Genomic DNA, 18,515 nt, shown 5'->3' on the forward strand with positions numbered 1-18,515 from the left:
TATAATCGATCTATTTGACAATCATTTGTTTGAACTTTATTTTAAGTGTTTAGGAAAGTGCAGCTTTCCTCCTAAAACCCTAACTACGAAAATGCCTTTATCATCTATGTGATAGAAAATCACATGTGATTTGCACCTATATCTTAAAAGCATAAGGTTTTTTACTGCAACATATCTCTTGCCCATTTCCGGGTTCTGCGCCAATTCTTGTAGGGTAACCTTAAGACCTTGGGCATATTTTGGTGATTACCCTTTACCAAAGTTTTCTATAGTGTACCTGGCAATGGGTTTAATCTCCGCCCGCGCCTTGGCACTGAAGACATATTTATTCTCCGGCATTGTGCTCGTTTATTGCTTCCTCCCAAATGCTATCTATTGTGGCATTAGTGGGACCGCTCACTATTCCTTCTATCAGTGCATCATTCAACTTCCCTTTTCTTTTTTCCACGTTAACATCACTAGAACAATACAGACAATCGCAGAAAGTGCACATGTAGCATACATCCCGGACCAACCAAAAACCGCTGTAATTTTGGCTAATCCTATACCAGAGAATGTAGCTCCAACATATCCAAAAAATCCTGTCATTCCACAGGCTCCGGAGATTGCTTCTTTTACGGTCACCCTTGAAGCTTGAACACCACTTATCAAGTTTTGCGGGCCATCAATCAAAAACCCAATGAGCAACAAAAAAATTCCAGTTAGGACAGCATTGTTTGGTCCAGAATATATATAGAACCCAACAATACTAAAGGTCAATAAAACCAGATAGATAACATTTATGGGTACGCACCTACCTCCCCAAAATCGATCTGCCAAATATCCAGCAACAATTCCACCAGGAATTCCTGCTAATGGCATCAATGTCCAGAATATGGCGACACTTACCTGGTCGATCCCTTTTACATCATATAAAAATATAGTTGCCCAATCCAAGGTTCCAAAACGAATGATGTATATGAACATATTGGCGAAGCTCAGAATCCATATATATTTATTTGTAAATAGATATCGCTTCAGGATTTCCCAATGGGTTAATTCTTTATTCTTTAAATCTACTATGGGATTATCCTTCCTATAATCTTCGATTGTTGGCAATCCGAGAGAAACAGGGCGGTCTCTCAATATGACGAGCAGGCCGCATGCAGTCAAACACCCTAAAACTCCAGGAATGTAGAAGACCGCTTCCCAACCTACAATTCCTTTGTTATATAAATTGATGATTCCAGCGACCAATAACCCAATTCCAAAAGTTCCAGCTGTATGCGATGATGAAAGTATGGTCCACTTTGTAGCTCTTTCTTTTGGAGAAAACCAATGCACCAATCCTTTAGCGATTGGAGGAAAGCCCATGGATTGAAAAGCGCCATTCAAACCCCAAAAAAAAACAATCAAGTAAAGACTATCGAGATATCCTATAAATAAATGCACCAGGGATGCGGCGAAAAGACCTAGGGCCATGAATGTTCTTATATTTGCTCGATCAGCCAAAAGACCGCTGATAAACTTTCCTATTCCATAAACCACATAAAAAACACTGCTCAATATTCCCAACTCAATGATGTCGATGTTCAATTTTTCACTGATCAAAGGCAACGCTGGCGAAATGTTCTTCCGCGTAAAGTAAAAGATGGTATACCCAATGTACATACCAATAAACATCCTCCATCTCCAATGTTTATATGTTTTAGGTATTAAATGTTTAGGTACTTTTTCTGTGGAAGGCTCAACTTGTTTTAAAGAAGGTATTGCTTTTTGAAACATCTAAATTTGATTAACAAAAATGACAAGTGCGTCCATTAATGGACGCACTTATCCAATTAAAACTAACTCAACTATCTAATTATCAATATATTACTTTTACAATGTCACCATCCTTCATTTTGCTGAATGGTTCCTTCGCTGGTGGAAATCACCAAAGGTGGAATGGGCCATACATGATAAATGCTGGTATCGAATTGTGGTCGAGCCGGCCATACTTCCTCGATAACATAAGGGGAATCGGGGTCTGACTTGTCAGAATGTATGCGGCCATGGAGTGCATTGGGGATTACTGTTGCTGCATCTCCCCAACGTATCAAATCTTCATACCTTCCAAATAGTTCACCTGCAAATTCAGCTCTTCTTTCATATTTAAGATCTACCATGGTAGCCCCAGAAACAGGAGAAAGCCCTGCTCTCTCCCTAACTTCATTTAGCGGAGTATCTCCATTCTGACCCTGCATGATCAATGCTTCTGCCTTCATTAAAAGGATGTGTGAATAGCGCAACAGTGGAAGATTAAGATCTGTAGTGGGGTGATCTCCGTTCCCATTTAAATGTTGGGCATCCGGATAACTATAGGGTTCCAGATATTTTTTGAACTGAAACCCGGTTAGGTTGGTGGAAGACCAATATCTCCTACTTTCTCCAAAATAAGTAAACGTATCACCGAATTTTAGCATGGTCGCCTCTCTTCTGTTATCCCCGGGCAAATAGGATTCGTACAGCTCTAAAGTCGGAGCGAAGTAACCCCAACCATTGTACCTGCCCCAACCCCTGTTCTCCAGTGATGCTCCTGGGAAGATGCTCCCCCCTTCTTTATTACTGGGAACGGACCAGAGGTATTCAGCCCCCCAATTGTTCGCAATCTTAAATGCATCCTCAAAATTGGATTCCAATGCGTTCTTACCCGAGTTGATAACTTGGTCGCAAGCCGCTACCACATTGCTCCATGAAGCCGAATCATATTGGGCGTTATGAAGGTGGGTTCTTGCCAAATACCCGTATGCAGCATTTTTATGTGGTTTCCCATAATCATCCTGACTTATCTGGTCAAAATAGGGCAAATATTCAGCAGCTTTCGCGAAACTATCGGCCGCAAAAGCATAGCTTTCACTTACATGTGCCGGTCTTTCAATAAAAAACGATTCCGTGTTTTCATCGACAATTGGAATTCCTGCTCGTTGGTCACCATAAATAACGCAGAGCTGGAAATAAGCCAGTCCCCTCATAAAATAGGCCTGCCCCAATGCAAAGTTTTTCAGGTCATTATTAATGTCCATATCGGGAACATTTGTAATGATATCATTGGCCCTTTTCACTACTTGGTAATGCATGGCCCAAATATCTCTGGTATATGAGCCCGACCCATCTGTAAAGAAATTTTTGATATCCTCTATTTGTCCTTTTGATTTACCTACAACAAAATCATCACTGGGAATCAAGGAATACAGGTGAATTCCCCTACCATAAATCCCTTGAAAATCATTCAACAGGTATAATCCGTTGGTTGCTGCAACGACATCAGCTTCCGATTTCCAAAAAGTGGCTAATGTTGGCGCCCCTTCTGGTTCTAATTCCAAAAAATCTTTTCCGCACCCTGTAAGGATGAACAGTATTCCGAATGCACTTATAACTTTTTTCATAATGGTTTTTTTTGTTTAAAATGACAGATTAAGTCCAAGTGTGAAAACCCTTGAGACTGGGTATTGGCCACCATCGATTCCCCTATTGGCGACCTCGGGGTCTAAGCCAGAATAATTTGTTACGGTAAACAAATTCTGCGCAGAAACGTAGGCTCTCAATCTATCGAACATCTTTAGTTCTGAAAATGTATATCCGATGACCAGGTTTTTCAACCTTAAATAATCGGTGCTCTCCAACCAAAAGTCAGATGGCCTTAGGTTGTTGTTGGGGTCGTTCAAGGAAAGTCTAAAATAGGTTCCGTCCGTATTTCCCGGGTGCCAGGTATTTGTAGCTTCAGCGAACAAATTTGCTCCAGCAACAGAGGTTTGTGCAGGATAAACGGTAGTAATATTGAATCCGTTATAGGCAGTTGACCCACTCACTCCTTGGAAGAAAAAGGAAAAATCAAAATTCTTATAATTGAAATTTGCATTCAGTCCATAGGTGAAATTGGGAAATGAACTTCCCTTATAGACTTTGTCATCTCCATCAATTACCCCATCCCCATTCTGATCTTTGAACCTAAGATCGCCCGCAACGGCATTTGGTTGTGCCGTATAGGCCGAAGCCTCTGCATCTGACTGAAATATACCATCCGATTCCAATAAATAAAAAGAAAACAGAGGCTGACCTATTACAGATTCGATTGGAAAATGAGTGGCTACCTGGGTGTTGTCAAGAATGGTGTTTATACCATTGCCCAAGGCGACCAATTCATTGTCTATTTTAGAAATGTTTCCCGAAATATCATACGTAAAATCTCCTTCATACTTGGCATATGTCATAGACAATTCTATACCCTTATTGCGCACCTGTCCAGCGTTTACAAACGGCGCATTGCCCACCCCGGCAAGTGAGCTTATGGGCAAGGGTAAAATCAAATCTTTAGTGTCTTTGATAAAATAATCCACAGAACTGGTAAATCTGCTGTTGAAGAGGGACAGGTCCAATCCAAAATTCAACTGTTCGGTGGTTTCCCATGTAATATCAGGATTTGAGATACCATCCAGCGCAAAACCACTTACGGGGGTGGTGGCTCCAAGAATCACCCTTGTTTCTGAAAGAGGTACATTGGTGGGATAATTGCTCAATGACGAAATGTTTCCTATTCTTCCCCAACTAGTTCGAATCTTAAGGTTGTTTATTGATTTGCTTTCGTTCAGGAAATTTTCTTCGGATACCCGCCAAGCCAATGCCACTGATGGAAATGTCCCCCATCTATTGTCTTCAGACAATTTAGAGGTGCCATCCCTTCGTATACTTGCCGTTAGAAGGTATTTGTTGTTAAAGGTGTAGTTTAACCTGCCAAAGTATGATGATAATGTATTTTCCTCTTTGCCGCTCAATGGCTTATCAAACTGGGTTGCGTTGATCAAAAACCTGGAACTGGGATCTTCGCTTGGTAGGTCTCTTCCTATGATTGAAAATATCTCGCGTGAAAAGCTTTGTTGCGTTATTCCTCCCAATAAGGTCAGGGCGTGAACTTCGTTAAAGGTCTTATTGTAAGTCAAGGTGTTTTCAAAGGACCAATCTTCCTGTTTGATCTCCGCTACTTGAAGGCTGTTGGTTGTTTTTTGTGTTTTAGAAACTTCAGGGATTCTAGGGTCGAATTCTTTGAAGGATTCTGATTTCAGATTGATTCCAAAACTGGATTTAAATTTTAATCCATTTGCTACGGTATAATCCAGATACAAATTTCCAAACAAATCCGTAACTGGGTTGTCAATATCGATTCTGTGCAAGGTGGCTACAGGATGGATGGTAAGCCCATAACCGGCATCGGGCATATTGGAATAATTTCCATTTTCATCATAAACCGGTACATGGGGAGGGGCTTTAATAGCCTGTGCAATAATTCCGTTGTAATTAGTTTCCCCGTTGGTTGCCTGTGTCCCTGTGAACGCACTGTTTCCATTGGTTCTGGTGTAGGACATGTTCTCCCCAATCTTCAATTTTTCATTTACCCGAAATTCGGAGTTCATCCGTACGCTTATTCTCGTAGCTTCGGTATTTAACAAGGTCCCTTCTCTTTTATTGAACCCCAAAGATGATGAAAAGGTAATTTTTTCATTTCCTCCCCGAACCCCGATATCATAGTTCTGGATCATTCCAGTCCTAAAAATTTCATCTACCCAATTTGTTCGGGTAATCTGCCCATCAGGATTTTGGGCCGCATCATGAACAGGGTCTCTTGGAACCCCGGTATTGTCGGCTGCAATATTGTAATACTCTGCTTGTTGGGCTGCATTCAACGCCCCAGGTTTGTTCCATACGCTTTGCGCTCCCGTATAGGTATTTAAATCGAAAGTCAACTTACCCGACTTTCCCTTTTTGGTGGTGACCAAGATTACCCCACCGGCAGCCCTTACCCCATAAATAGCAGTTGCCGAAGCATCTTTCAACACCGTAATCGATTCGATATCGAAGGGGTTTAAGGGACCTCCATAATACGGCACTCCATCAACAACCCACAATGGGGATTCATCCGAAGTGGTTCCAACTCCCCTGATTCTTACTGTAGGCACACTGGTGGGGTCGCCGCCGTCAGCTACTATGGTAACACCAGCCACATTTCCCTGTAGTGCTTCTTCCGTATTGGTCACGGCCCTGTTTTCTATGTTTTCAACTTGCGTAATAGCTCCGGTCAAATCTTTTTTGGTCACACTCCCATAACCCACAAGTACAACTTCGTCCAATTTTGCGGCATCAGGCCTCATTTGAACATTTATGGTCGTTTGGTCACCAACCACCACTTCTTGGGTTATGTATCCTATATAAGAAATTACCACAGTGGCATCAGCTCCTGAAACCTCAAGGGTAAAGTTTCCATCAAAATCGGACTGCGTGCCGTTGGTAGTTCCCTTTTCAAGGATGTTGGCCCCGGGCAAAGGCCCGCCGTTTTCATCGGTTATATTACCACTGACTTGTAACTGTAAGTCATCATCCGACGCTCCTTGTAGATCATTATCTTCTACAGCAGTTGGCTTCGGTTTGACCACAATGGTGTTGTTTCCTGTAAATTCATACGTAAAATCAATGGGTGAAAGGCATTGGTTCAATAAAGCCCTTGTCTTTATGGTGCCTTTTTTCAACTTGACCTCTGGGGCGTTCTTGACCAGATCGTGCCTATAAATAAATTTATAGTTCGCCTGTTTGTTGATAAGCTTAAAGACCTGTTTAACGGTCATTTTTTTATCCTTGTCTATGGAGATGTCGGCATCTTGCGCATGACCCATTTTGGGCCCAAGGGCGAGAGTTACCGTGCAACATAAAAAGATAAAGGTTTTCATAATGGTTCTCAGGAGCGGTTTCCCTATACGGGATAACTCCTTGGTTAAATCAAATTCCATAAATTTGTTCTGGTTTAGTTAGACATTGTTTTAATTAAGCTGGTGGAAAAAGGCTAATACTGTCCAAGGTGCTGGCCTTTTCCTTTTTTATTTAATGGTTATTGTTTTTCCTTCTATTTCAAAATTTATTTCACCCTCGCTTGTAGCGGCAATAAGTTCCAGGATATCCGCAAACGACTTGGTTTTTTCGAGAACCCCTGTGAAAGCGAAGTCTTGGTGCTCTGCAGACTCAAAAACTACCTCCACATCATACCATCTGGATAAGACTTTCATCATCTCCCCTAAAGATTCTTCATTAAAAGTGAACAATCCTTTGATCCAGGAAACCGTCTCCGAAACATCAACCTCTACAACTTCTATTTGATTGGAACCAGTGCCTATTTGGGATTGTTGATTAGGACTCAATATTCTCTTGGCGCCTTTGGCTTCGACCATAATTTTTCCTTCAACCAAAGTTGTTTCAATTTTTGAGTCATCAGAATAGGCCTTAATATTGAATTCGGTTCCCAAAACACCGACGTTTTGACCTTTTGTCTTAACATGGAAAGCAGCTCCTTTGTGCAACGTGCTCGGAGATACTTTTAAATAGGCCTCCCCGTAAACCAGTTCTATTTCCCGTGTTTCTCCTTCAATAAATTTTGTAGGATATCGCAATTTGGAATCTGAATTCAACCAAACCTGCGTACCATCCGACAATTGGACAAAGAACTGCCCCCCTTTGGGAACGGTCAAGTGGTTGAATAGTAATTTTTCGTTTGTTTCGGCTCCTTTAATTGGAGCATTGTAAACAAGTTCTTCGCCGTTGCTTTTGGCATTACCTGTTTGATAGTTCTTTCCTACTCCCAGAGCTACTTGATCACCATTTTCCAATGTGAGCACGGCCTTATTCGAACCAATGACAATCTGGTTTACGCCATCTGTTGAGGCTTTAGTGCCATTATCCTTAAGGTATAAAAAGGATAATCCCATCATCAAAAGGATTGAAGCCGCCACTGATATTTTTTTAAAGACCAGCATTTTTCTTCGCTGCTCTGATTTTCTAAGTTTTTGGTTAATCGATTCCTTCGCTTCGGTAATATTATATTCTCCCATGTAAAGTGTAGTAAGATATTCGGTACGAACAAAGCGGTTGAAAACGGAAACATTGTTTTGGTCCTCCAACCAAACCTCCAGTTCTTCCAGTTCGTTCTGATTAGCTTCCTGATTAAGGAATTTCACAATTATTCTTTGAATTTTTGAGTTCTCCACATTATGACATTATACTAACATTACGTGTGAAAATCTGACACCCCTCTACTTTTTTATTCTTTTTTTTTAGATTTGTGCACCATCCATTCCTTTTTATTAAGAATAACTCAACTAAACCATGGCCTTTGAAAAGAACTTTTTTTTGGCGAAACGGTTAAATTCCGGTGATACCAAGGCATATGATTTTTTGATGGATTCTTTTTATCAAAAGCTTTGCGGCTATGCCTATTCATTGACCAAAAATCATAGCCGGGCAGAAGATATTGTTCAAAATGTATTTGTGGAAATCTGGATCAACAGAAAAAAAATAAACCCCAACTTTTCGGTAAAAAACTACCTGTACAAATCCGTGTACAATGAGTTTATTGACCAGTACCGAAAAAACAAGCCTGTGATTTTTTTGGAAAAGAAATATATGGAGGCTTTGGACCTAGTCATCGAAAAGGAGGAGGAAAATCTGGATGAACTCATAAAATTGGTCAATGTGGAAATCGACAACCTACCTAAAAAATGCAAGCACATCTTCCTATTGAACAAAAAAGAGGGGCTGACCCACATTGAAATTTCGGAATACCTAGGTGTCTCCATAAAAACGGTGGAAGGACATATAACCAGGGCTTTTAAGATTTTAGGAGAAAAACTAGGAAAAAAAGTCGACACCATACTTTTCTTACTGTACAATCAAAGGACGCAGATACCATTGTTAAAAGAAAAATAATTCGCCTTAATTCATTGTTTGAGATATCATACCCCTCTACATAAGCGAACTTTTTTGAGATTCTTTACCTTTTAAGCAAGTGGTAGTTAATCCCGCCTTTATCCAAACTAATTCTGTTGCAAACTTTCTTTCTTCAGATGGACTGGCCTTGTTGCTTTTAAACACTTTGATCATTCGTTCTCTTTTCTGTGCATTTGCTCCATTTTCCACCCTCTTCTAGGAACTTTTTAAATACCAATACCGGGCTTTCCCTAACGCGTTAGAAATGGGAATCCAAACTTTTTTTATTTTTTTTCAGGAATTTTAATCTTTCGGTTGTTTTATAAATAACCAAAGACTACAACTATGGAAAAGCGAAACTCATTAACAGTTCTTAAAACCAACAAAAACGAGGATTTCATAACAGTATTCGATTCACAATCGTATTATATTAAAGGATTAATCTTATTGCCCTTAATACAGAATATAATTCTACTTGCAGTTTTACTAATATTTTAGCGGTTCATATCGAGTCGAATCGCGATAGTTCCATTAGCAATGTGGGCAGGAATGGCGCATCAACATGTATGATGTGCCTTCCTTTTTATTTGCACCGATAAACGCTGCGTAAATGGACATACAGAATATGTAGCAATTAATTGAAAAACAACTTCAACGAAGCATTAGGTGTAATTCCCAAGGAACTTTGCTCAAATCTTTGGGCGTCTCCAAATATGTTGGGCCTATAAAAAGCATTAATGGTATTGTTTCGGTTCAAAATGTTCCAAACGGCCACCCCTAGCTCCAGTTTGTTGCCTTTATTCAAGTTAAATTCATATTTCCCCGAAACATCAACTCTTAAATAGTCATCCAAGCGATCTTCATTTGTAGGCCCGTAGTTGACCTCCCCATCCACCACTTGATTACCAAAAATTGGACGGGTAAATGGTTTTCCTGTTCGCCAGTTCAATCCTGCAGCCAAAAGCAATTGGTCAATCGCATAGTTGGTACCCAGCGTCATCGCATGGTTAATATTAAAATTATTGGCAAATCTTTGTTCTGTCAGTTCGTCAAAAGTATAATCACTGTCCAAATAAGAATAACTGAGCCACAAACTATTATTACGAAACTGTTTTCTAAAAAGAAAGTCTAAACCAATGGACTCATAGGACCCAGCTGTTCTTGCAAATTCATGACGGTCCTGAAAACCCTGGCTTTGGGTTGTAATGCCATCGACATTTTTATAAAAGGAAACCGCATTTAAAAGCCAACCCTTTTTGTTAAAGCTTAAACCTAAGGAAGCCTGTTTGCTTTCAATCACCGGTATGGATCCATTGTTTGAAAGTTGCCATCTGCGTTTTTCAATTCCTAAAAAATCATTTTGAAAGTTGATTACCTGGGACGTGCTTTGGTGCTTTAATTCTCCTAAAATTTCCAGGCTCAAATGTTGACCGAATCTTTGGTTAAAACTCATACGTGGCTCCCATAGTTGTTTCTTAAAATCATCAAGATAGTTAAAGCGTAATCCTACATTAATTCTCGTGTCGTCATTTGCCGATTCCAAGCCCATTTCCGCAAACAATGCATGGGTATGTAACACTTCTCCCTCCAATTTTATAAAAACGGGGTCGTCAATATCATCAAGATTTGTCACTTTGGTTTCTATAAAATGATACCCTCCCGACCAGCTCAAATTATCAGAAAGATTATTCAATAATTTTAGTTTAACCCCAGTTTCTGAAACCTCATTTTTTTGCAGAAATCGCTGGTCAGCGGCAATATTTGAGTTTATGGATTTTAGTTTGTACTCAGTATTGTACAGTTCAATTTGGGTTGCGAATTTTTCTGTCCAGTTTCGGTTATAGTAAAATCCACCAGCCAAACTGGTTTGATCCAAATTACTTTGGCGGATCACCTGCTCATCAGAAATTTCCGCTACTTCATTAAAAGTAACCTCATTTGCGGCATGGATAAAATTAACCCGGAGCTGGTCTTTTTGTGTTGGGTTGTATAGCAGGCGGAATGAAGTGTCATAAAAATCAAATTCAAAATCCCTGTTGGTCGCAAAGGTTGAATTATTCTCCAATTCGGTATCTTGGGAAATACGGTCGAAATATTTAGTATAGGTCGGTGTTTCCACCAAATCGCTAATCGACTTACGGGATGCTATTTGGAAAGAGGCTTTTTTTCCAATAGGTGCATCTACAAAACCGTTGGCATCGATAAGGTTGATTCCGAAACTACCTTTTAATTCGGAATTTAGATATGGATGTGTTTTCATTGCAATGGTACCCGATACCCCATCGGTTTCAGAGACACTGCTTCCATTTTTGCGCAATTCCACCTTTTGGGTAATATCTGGGTTGTACATGGATATCAAACCAAAAAAATGTCCCGATTGATACATCTTTATACCATCCCAAGTAATCAGGTTCTGGTCATGGCTTCCTCCTCTGATATTAATATTGGATACAGTTTCATCTATACTTTGAATCCCTGGAAGTGCCTGCAAAGATTGGAGCACATCGTTATCTACAAGTCCTGGAAGGGTTCTAAATCGGTCAAAATCCAATTGATAAGAACCATTATCGAGCTTATCAAGGCCGCGTACCAAGAAATCATAAACCATGATTTCCGCCAATTTTTCATGGTATGGCACCAGAAATAGTGTAGCGCATTTTGAGGTATCCAAATCCGACACCTCCAAACGGACTGGTTTATACCCCATATGCCTAATTTGGATGATATCTCCCTTTGTAATACCATCCAACTCAAAATACCCTTGATCATCGGTGTATGTACCTGTAGCGCTATTTTGTACAGCAACATACGGTAAAACCTCCCCGCTATCACGGTCAACAAGCTTACCGCAAAGTAGTATACGTTCTTGTTTGATGGAAATTATGTTTTCAGAAACGAAAACAAAACTAAGATGGGTCTGGTTTTTTAGATAATCCAATGTCTCTTGGAGTTCCAAAGAAGTTTCAGGAACCGCAACGATTACATTTTCCACCAGTTTTGAAACATAATTGAATTGCACTCCAAAACGTTCCTGCAACTTTTCTAAAACAATGGTCAGAGGTTGATTTTGCCCTGTTTGTGCGTTGGTATTTATGCTATAAAATGATAGTAATAAAAGAACTAGAACAAGTAGTCTTCTACTCATGCATACTAAAACGCACCATTTTCGGCTTTAGTATCTGGTGTTTTAAACCCAACGGTTCACTTATAGACTTAAGTGCTTTTTGCAAGTCATCATGCACAAAGGCACCTGTGAACAATTGATCGGTATCGACATTTTCGGATGTAACGGTCACCCCATATTGTCTTTCTAGTTCGGCCAATACTTCAGAAACAGGAGTACGCTGAAAATAGCTTCTATTGGAGGTCCATTGGGGCTGGTCGAAACTATTTTTATCCTTAATTAATGTCCCGTTGATTAATTTAAGGTTGTCCCCAACTTGCAATATTTCGATATGCCCATCGGTAGATACCTTTACTGTACCTTCAAAACACGATACTTCAAAGAAATTTTCCCTTTGTTTTACATTAAACTCCGTACCGAGAACACTTATAATACCTTCGGAGGTAATTACATCAAATTTTGCTCCTTTGGCCACATCAAAAAATGCCTCACCTTGCAGCTGTATTTCTCTTTTGGTATCCCATTCTTTTTCGTTGAAGCTCACTTCAGATAGCGCGTTTACCACTACCCTAGATTCATCGGGCAATTCAACGGTTGTTTTTTCAGCAACCAGCGTGTTAACTTCGGTCACGTTGTTGAACATAAAGAAAAAGTAAAGCCCGAAAGCAACAGTTACAACGCTGGCCACCCGTAACATGGGCTTAAACCATTGTAGCTTCTTGACTTTTGGATCAGGCTTTATGACCCGTTGTCTGAATTCTTCGAAATTGTCCATTGAAGAAAAGTTGGATGCCTTGAAACGTGATGCTTCTTCAACAATGTTCTTATAAAAAGGAGCATCTTCCAGTTCATTAAAAGCCTTGCTTTCTTTCTCTGAAAGTTCATCTAAAAGCCACTTTTCTATCAAGTTTTCACGGTCCATAACTTCGGATCTTTATGTATAGAACAACCACGAATCAATTTTTCCTGATTATTTTATCTTAAAATTTTCCAATTCTTTTTTCAATTGGTCAAAAGCCGAGTAAATACGGTACTCCACGACCTTTCTTGTCACCCCCAATAATTGGGCAATCTCTTCATGTTTTTTTCCTTCAACCTTATTAAGCATGAACGCGGTGCGCTGTTCTTCGGATAATTTGGAAAGGGCCAACTGGTACTTTTTGTAATACTGCTCTTTCTCCAGTAAAAATTCAGGGTTCTCGTTGGTATACCCTTTTGGCGATTCCATTTGGTACTTTAATACCACTTTTTGATGCTTTACCTCATTGAGCATCAGATTATTGGCCACTGTGTATAAAAAGGACTTGGCTTTTTCGAAGGTAACTTTTTTACAGTTCTCCCAAAGCTTGGCGAAAGCGTCCTGCGCTTTATCTCCCGGGTTTAACTTGTCACCGTATTTGTAGTATAGAAAATCATGAATGCTTTGGGCATATTTTTCATAGACTTTTGCGAACAATGACTCTTCGCAAACGTCTTGGTGTAGACTTTTTTTCAATTAAGGTTGGCTTTTGGTACTACTAAATATAAAAATCTTTTTAAAATTTTTCAGGAGTTTTGAGCGTTTAGTTGTTTTATAGGTGAATATTATATCAAAGAACCCCAATAACCATGAAAACCATCACCAAATCTTTAACCCTTGTAATAATGGTTCTAAGCTTGCTTGTTTCTTCCTGCAGAGAGGAAGAATTCATGTCCGAGGGGTCCAGGCCAGAAGAATCTTTGCAAGCGGATTCCAGTTTGACCAATCTTTTATTGAGAACCGCCATGAACGATGGGTCCGCTGACAATATCATTGATAATGCCAGTTGCTTGTTAATTGAACTTCCGGTTACGGTAATTGTAAATGGCTCCGAAGTTGTGGTGAACACTCCGGCCGATTATAATGTTATTGAAGGCATATTTGAACAAAACGAAGACGATACGGACACCTTGGAAATTGTATTCCCCGTGAACGTTATCTTTTCTGACCATACCATGGCAACCGTGTCCACCGTAAGTGAATTGGACGGTTTTAAAAATGGATGTCCAGGAGAAAATGCCCAGGATGACGATATTGAATGTGTTGATATAAGTTATCCCATAACCTTTTCCATTTTTAATACTATCAACGAAGCATTCAACACCATGTCCATGTCATCCGATAAGGACCTTTTTGAGTTTGTCACCATGCTAAAAAGCACAGACATTGTCAATGTTGAATTTCCAGTTTCAGTGTTGTTGTCGGATGGAACAGAACTCGAGGCCATGGATTTGGATGAGCTGGAGGGACATATTGATAGTTATAAGGACGACTGTGATGAAGATGACAACAACGATTTTGATGATGACGATTGTACAGATTGTTCTACAAATAAGCTTGGAGAAATATTTGCCACCTGCGACGAATGGCTGGTAGACTCCTTTATAAAGAACAATTCAAATATTCAAGACCAATATTCTTCATTCGCTTTCAATTTTCTATCCGATGGTGCCTTGACCGTATCCTCAACCACCGAAACCCTATTTGGAACATGGTCTGCCAGTGGTAGCGGAAATTCGACCCAATTGGTTATTTCTGTCTTGGGCTTGGACGATTTTAATGGTTCATGGGATATCAACGAAATTGCACAGACCAATAGCCAAGGAAAGGTAAATCTTAGATTGGGCAATGATCGTTTACGTCTTGACAATGCCTGTTTGAGCAATACCAAAACGGGAAATATTCCACTTGGTGTGGTAGAACAGCTTACCAACGGAAGTTGGACCATAAATTCTTATATGGAAGGGGATACAGACAAAACTGCTGATTTTAATGGTTATTCATTAACCTTTAATATGGATGGAAATGTAATTGCGGACAATGGCACGCCCATAAATGGAACATGGACCGATCAAAATACATTGAGCATACTGGAAATGAATTTTGGCAGCTCCTCCCCATTTGATACATTGAACAATGTATGGAAAGCCTTTTCAGTAACTGATAACACTGTGAAATTTAATTTTACCGACCCCCAAGAACCAGATAAAACACGAACCCTTGTGCTATTAAAGCCATAAAGCACCCCCTTCTAACTGTTAGCATTCCTGTGTTGACAGATTGCAGGCCCTTTGTACAAAAGATTGGTTCCTAAAGGATCGACGGTACAAAGGGCTTTTTTTGATTCGTATTTCTTCCCGTACAATTCAATTCTCATGCTTATATAAGTCTCTGCACAATTCCACACCCAAATTTGATTGCCATCATCACATTATTTTTACATGAATTTTTAAGTGGGTGTACCAAAATCAACAATTATTCCTATCCTATGATCTTTTCATCGAAAAAAGAAGCCATTCATCCTATTTGGTCAGGAAACATTGTTATTTCCTTGTTTTAACATTGCGAACCAAACTAACTAGAAATGATTTTAACAACCATAGTAATCGACGACTCTCCAGTACAACAAAGGTTTACCTGCAAAATGATTGAAAACAACCAAAGTCTACAATTATTAGATTTTTTCAACGATCCCATAAAAGGAATTGAGGCTGTAAACAGACTACGCCCCGACATCTTGTTTCTTGATGTTGAAATGCCAGGACTTGGAGGTTTCGATGTATTGGGTATGTTGGAATACGATTGTCAGGTAATCTTAAACTCAACCCGCTCACAGTTTGCATTCCAAGCTTTTCGATACGACAAGGTGAAAGATTTTTTAACCAAACCTTTAAAACAATCCCGTTTTGTCAAATCTGTAGAAAGAGTATTGAAAAATCATATCCTAAAAGGAATTGAAAAGCCTGTTTTGAGCGAGTATGTTTGTATTGAGCAATTACCAAAAGCAAGCTAGATCGGTCCACATTAAAAACTAAAACCAATAAAGCCCCACATTATGAATAAGTTTATTACACAATTGGAAAAATTCGTCGCCCTGTTATTGAACCCAGATTTTTATTTCGACAATAACCCAAAGCAACTTTTGCCACAAAAAGTTATTGTAAAAAATCAAGCTGAACACAATTTCTACAAGAAAGATAAGTGAACAGCAACATCATAAACATTTTTGGGTTCGGATATATGAATAAAATTTGACTGACTGGGGAAATCGCGTGTTATTCTAAATTCTGCAACCAATCTTTTAGCCTATCCGTCCAGGTTTGTAAATATCCTTCACCAATAGCCAATCCATATCCATGCCCGCCTTCCGGATAAATGTGCATTTCGGCATATACCTTGTGCGCTTTCAAGGCTCGGTAAAACAATAGGCTATTTTCTACCGGCACCGCTTCATCATCAGTGGAATGTACGAGAAAAGTTGGAGGTGTGTCTTTATTGATATGTAATTCGTTCGAGTATTCATCTATAAGCTCCTGCTCGGGATTTTCGCCAATCAGATTGATTCTTGATCCCATATGAGTATGTTCTGAAGTCATGGAAATAACAGGATATATCAATATCATAAAATTGGGCCTTGCGCTTATCTGCCGCATGACATCTGATTCCTTCGTGACCTCTTCATTATAATGGGTGCCCAAGGTTGAGGCCAAATGCCCTCCTGCAGAAAATCCCATGATTCCGACCTCCTTTTCAATAATATTCCATTTTTTGGCATGGTGGCGCACGAGTTTTATTGCTCTTTGAGCATCTTGCAGAGGAGCTTTGGTTTTCTCGATCAAGGATTTTGAGCCCGGCAATCTATATTTTAGAACAAACGCTGCTATTCCAAGCGAATTCAACCATTTGGCCACATCCTGCCCCTCCCAGTCATAGGCCAGACCTTGATATCCTCCTCCTGGACATATTACAACAGCCTTACCCGTCGCATTTCTCTTTGCAGGCAAGAAAATCTCCAAAGTCGGAACTTGAACATTTTCAATCCAAAGAATGTCATTTGTGGTTTGGGTCTCTTTCTCCTCCGTGTTCTTTTGGTTAGGAATTCGATCAGGCCATAGTGGTATGATATTCCCTTGTCCAAACCCGATGGCTGCTCCCATCACCATCATAAAAATTGATATTGCATATTTTTTCATCTTTTCAACATTTCTGAAAATCACTTCAATTCCAGCTGCTCAACCTTATCTGATTTTGACCCACGGATTTCTTCAAAAGTGGCTATCATTTCGGCAAGCTTTTCAGGATTGCTGTCCGCTAAATTATGCTGTTGGCCTAAATCGTCCCGTAAATTATATAGTTGATACGCTTCGTTGTTTCCCAACTCAATATTGACAAATTTGTTCACTGCGGGACCTTCATACGGGGGAATCATGGCCCAATCTCCTTTGCGGAGTGCCGTTCGTGTAGAGGCTTCCAGAATCAACTCTTTCCTTCCATCTTGACTTTTCCCCAACAACACATCCAACAATTCCTTGCTGTCTTGGGTTGAAACATCACTATCCACCAATTTAGAAAGCGAAGCCAATAAATCCACTTGGCTGATCATGGCATCGGAAGTTCCGGGGTTGATCTTTCCTTGCCAATAGGTTACGAAAGGAACGCGCGTACCGGCTTCAAAAAGACTGTATTTGCCTCCACGCAACGGGCCTGCAGGCTTGTGTTTACCCAATTTTTCAACCGAATCGTCATAATATCCATCATTGACCACAGGACCATTATCACTGGAGAAAACGATCAGGGTATTTTCCAATACACCTTCTTCTTCCAAAGTTTTAATAAATTCCCCTACGCACCAATCGGCTTCAACGATAACATCTCCTCGTGGTCCCATTCCACTGGCACCCACAAATCGTGGATGTGGAGTTCTTGGTACATGGGGCTGTTGCAAGGCATAATAGAGGAAAAATGGCTTTTCCTTATTTTCTTTAACGTAACGCTGGGCTTCAACCAAAAAGGTATCCGCCATGTCTTCATCCACCCATTTGGCGGCCTCGCCACCTTTCATAAATCCGATTCGTGAAATACCATTAACAATGCTGTTATAATGCCCATGGTGCCACTTCATTTTTAGCATTTCTGGGTTATCCATTCCTGTAGGTTCCCCGGGAAAGTTCTTTTGATAATTGATTTCAATGGGATCCTCCGGATCCAAGTTCACCACTCCCCCATTTTCTATATATACCGTTGGAACCCTATCTTGGGTTGCAGCCATAATATAGCTATGGTCAAAGCCAACCTCATTTGGTCCCGGGCTTACTGTTTGATTCCAGTTCACATCTCCACTGCCAAGGCCCAGATGCCATTTTCCAACAATACCGGTTTTGTAACCTTTTTGTTTCAACATTTTAGGAAGGGTCATTTGAGCAGTATCAATAATCAATGGAGCCGTGCCGGGTAAAATTTTGGCACTTTTATTTCGCCAAGGGTAAACCCCGGTCAATAGAGCGTATCGACTTGGCGTGCAGGTAGCGGATGAAGCATATCCGTTGGTAAATCGTATTCCACCATTGGCTAACCTGTCAAGATTTGGTGTTTTAAGTTCGGTTGCACCGTAGGCCCCAAGTTCGCCATAACCCAAGTCATCGGCATAAATAACAATAATGTTAGGTTTGGATGAAGTCTGCTGTTCAGATGATTCTGCTTCTTTTTTTTCGGTCTTACAGGAAAATAAGACTGCTAAGGCAATTAATAGGATGTTTTTGTTCATGTTGGTTATTTAATCAAAAAAACTAAGCTAGCTTATCTTACACACTAATGCAATTTATTCAAGCT

The 18,515-nt window shown here is 40.0% G+C and carries 12 protein-coding genes and 1 pseudogene; 3 read left to right on the forward strand and 10 right to left on the reverse strand.

Annotated elements, in window-relative coordinates; all coding sequences use genetic code 11:
* Positions 1-36: 36 nt before the first annotated feature.
* The 5 genes and pseudogenes from ACULLG_RS15450 to ACULLG_RS15470 all read right to left on the reverse strand — a co-directional run.
* Positions 37-228: pseudogene (locus ACULLG_RS15450) on the reverse strand (type II toxin-antitoxin system RelE/ParE family toxin); the annotation flags it as partial.
* Positions 229-423: 195 nt separating this feature from the next.
* Positions 424-1,764, reverse strand: coding sequence for an MFS transporter (locus ACULLG_RS15455; protein WP_452127698.1), 1,341 nt, complete (start codon positions 1,762-1,764; stop codon positions 424-426).
* 104 nt (positions 1,765-1,868) lie between these two features.
* Positions 1,869-3,407, reverse strand: coding sequence for a RagB/SusD family nutrient uptake outer membrane protein (locus tag ACULLG_RS15460; RefSeq protein ID WP_452127699.1), 1,539 nt, complete (start codon positions 3,405-3,407; stop codon positions 1,869-1,871).
* 15 nt (positions 3,408-3,422) lie between these two features.
* Entirely contained in the window at positions 3,423-6,797 is a 3,375-nt protein-coding gene (locus tag ACULLG_RS15465; protein ID WP_452127700.1) for a SusC/RagA family TonB-linked outer membrane protein, read from the reverse strand.
* An 87-nt stretch (positions 6,798-6,884) separates the two neighbouring features.
* Complete coding sequence (locus ACULLG_RS15470) at positions 6,885-8,015, reverse strand: FecR family protein (RefSeq protein WP_452127701.1); 1,131 nt, start codon at positions 8,013-8,015, stop codon at positions 6,885-6,887.
* 148 nt (positions 8,016-8,163) lie between these two features.
* Here ACULLG_RS15470 and ACULLG_RS15475 point away from each other — a divergent pair, with 148 nt between their 5' ends.
* The gene (locus tag ACULLG_RS15475; RefSeq protein WP_452127702.1) at positions 8,164-8,763 is read left to right on the forward strand and encodes an RNA polymerase sigma factor; all 600 of its coding nucleotides are present in this window, start codon (positions 8,164-8,166) and stop codon (positions 8,761-8,763) included.
* 634 nt (positions 8,764-9,397) lie between these two features.
* Here ACULLG_RS15475 and ACULLG_RS15480 read toward each other — a convergent pair.
* From ACULLG_RS15480 to ACULLG_RS15490, 3 genes are read right to left on the reverse strand one after another with little or no spacing between them, the layout of a single operon-like run.
* Positions 9,398-11,908: a TonB-dependent receptor gene (locus ACULLG_RS15480; protein WP_452127703.1), complete on the reverse strand. Its 2,511-nt coding sequence runs from the start codon at positions 11,906-11,908 to the stop codon at positions 9,398-9,400.
* Complete coding sequence (locus ACULLG_RS15485) at positions 11,901-12,809, reverse strand: FecR family protein (RefSeq protein WP_452127704.1); 909 nt, start codon at positions 12,807-12,809, stop codon at positions 11,901-11,903. Before ACULLG_RS15485 ends, ACULLG_RS15480 begins: the two co-directional genes overlap by 8 nt.
* Before the next feature lie 48 nt (positions 12,810-12,857).
* Positions 12,858-13,382, reverse strand: coding sequence for an RNA polymerase sigma factor (locus ACULLG_RS15490; protein WP_452127705.1), 525 nt, complete (start codon positions 13,380-13,382; stop codon positions 12,858-12,860).
* A gap of 113 nt (positions 13,383-13,495) precedes the next feature.
* Here ACULLG_RS15490 and ACULLG_RS15495 point away from each other — a divergent pair, with 113 nt between their 5' ends.
* Positions 13,496-14,926 carry a hypothetical protein gene (locus ACULLG_RS15495; RefSeq protein ID WP_452127706.1) on the forward strand — a complete coding sequence of 477 codons (1,431 nt, stop codon included), beginning with the start codon at positions 13,496-13,498 and terminating at the stop codon, positions 14,924-14,926.
* Positions 14,927-15,270: 344 nt separating this feature from the next.
* Entirely contained in the window at positions 15,271-15,699 is a 429-nt protein-coding gene (locus tag ACULLG_RS15500) for a LytR/AlgR family response regulator transcription factor (RefSeq protein ID WP_452127707.1), read from the forward strand.
* 262 nt (positions 15,700-15,961) lie between these two features.
* Here the strand turns inward: ACULLG_RS15500 and ACULLG_RS15505 are convergent, their stop codons facing one another.
* Together ACULLG_RS15505 and ACULLG_RS15510 are read right to left on the reverse strand one after the other, a co-directional pair.
* Positions 15,962-16,879, reverse strand: a complete 918-nt coding sequence (locus tag ACULLG_RS15505; protein WP_452127708.1) for an alpha/beta hydrolase — start codon at positions 16,877-16,879, stop codon at positions 15,962-15,964.
* A 20-nt stretch (positions 16,880-16,899) separates the two neighbouring features.
* Positions 16,900-18,450 carry a sulfatase family protein gene (locus ACULLG_RS15510; RefSeq protein WP_452127709.1) on the reverse strand — a complete coding sequence of 517 codons (1,551 nt, stop codon included), beginning with the start codon at positions 18,448-18,450 and terminating at the stop codon, positions 16,900-16,902.
* Positions 18,451-18,515: the final 65 nt, after the last annotated feature.

The organism is Flagellimonas sp. 2504JD1-5, assembly GCF_053618295.1.

Excerpts from the sequence above, each read along its gene's own strand:
- ACULLG_RS15505 (WP_452127708.1), bottom strand. The coding sequence starts at position 16,879 with ATGAAAAAATATGCAATATCAATTTTTATGATGGTGATGGGAGCAGCC.
- ACULLG_RS15465 (WP_452127700.1), bottom strand. The coding sequence starts at position 6,797 with ATGGAATTTGATTTAACCAAGGAGTTATCCCGTATAGGGAAACCGCTC.
- ACULLG_RS15500 (WP_452127707.1), top strand. The coding sequence starts at position 15,271 with ATGATTTTAACAACCATAGTAATCGACGACTCTCCAGTACAACAAAGG.
- ACULLG_RS15495 (WP_452127706.1), top strand. The coding sequence starts at position 13,496 with ATGAAAACCATCACCAAATCTTTAACCCTTGTAATAATGGTTCTAAGC.
- ACULLG_RS15460 (WP_452127699.1), bottom strand. The coding sequence starts at position 3,407 with ATGAAAAAAGTTATAAGTGCATTCGGAATACTGTTCATCCTTACAGGG.
- ACULLG_RS15510 (WP_452127709.1), bottom strand. The coding sequence starts at position 18,450 with ATGAACAAAAACATCCTATTAATTGCCTTAGCAGTCTTATTTTCCTGT.
- ACULLG_RS15475 (WP_452127702.1), top strand. The coding sequence starts at position 8,164 with ATGGCCTTTGAAAAGAACTTTTTTTTGGCGAAACGGTTAAATTCCGGT.
- ACULLG_RS15480 (WP_452127703.1), bottom strand. The coding sequence starts at position 11,908 with ATGAGTAGAAGACTACTTGTTCTAGTTCTTTTATTACTATCATTTTAT.
- ACULLG_RS15485 (WP_452127704.1), bottom strand. The coding sequence starts at position 12,809 with ATGGACCGTGAAAACTTGATAGAAAAGTGGCTTTTAGATGAACTTTCA.
- ACULLG_RS15455 (WP_452127698.1), bottom strand. The coding sequence starts at position 1,764 with ATGTTTCAAAAAGCAATACCTTCTTTAAAACAAGTTGAGCCTTCCACA.